1 protein-coding gene and 1 pseudogene are annotated in these 603 nt (G+C 44.4%); both read right to left on the reverse strand.

The features are described 5' to 3' along the window. The coding region (locus tag R7Z50_RS28970) for a 4a-hydroxytetrahydrobiopterin dehydratase (protein WP_318149943.1) at window positions 1–173 on the reverse strand (173 nt) is incomplete at its 3' end. Beyond that, window positions 163–603, reverse strand: a pseudogene (gene phhA / locus R7Z50_RS28975) (phenylalanine 4-monooxygenase); the annotation flags it as partial. The pseudogene phhA and the gene R7Z50_RS28970, both read right to left, overlap by 11 nt.

Here is a 603-nt window from a genome sequence, read left to right on the forward strand (position 1 = left end):
AACGCCCATGCTTGTTTAAAGTTCTTAAACTTATAAACCTTCTCAAGTTGCGGAATGTCGTCCCTTTCAATGAGATGCCAATCGGACAGTTGCAGCAAGAGAGATTGCTGTTCTTCTTTCGTCAGGGCAATGGCATCAAAGCTACAAGCTTCGCATTTTTGTTCATTCAGCATGAGCAGGTTCCTTAGGTTCAAAAAGTGGTGGAAGCAATCCAGCATCTATCGCTAGATCCGCTTGTTTCAATAAATTCAGTTGGCTAATTTGGAAAAGCTGGGAGAAATCATCAATCACATAGTATTTAGGCTGCATGATATCGATGCGATATGGCGTTCTTAATACCGTTTGTAGGTCAAAGGACTCACGAATTGCACTTTCGCTTTCCAATGCGTAGATGGTTTCTCCTGGAGAGGAGAGTATGCCGCCGCCATAGATTTTGGTTTTCGTGCCTTCTTTCACTAAACCAAATTCAACGGTAAACCAGTAAAGACGAGCCAAGTAAGCTCTCTGTTTTGGTGTTGCCGCTTGTCCTCGCTCACCATACTGTCCCGTAAACCCAGCAACCTCTGGATGCGTGAGCATGGCACAATGGCCGAAAATTTCGTG

This window comes from Vibrio sp. 1249-1, from assembly GCF_033340495.1.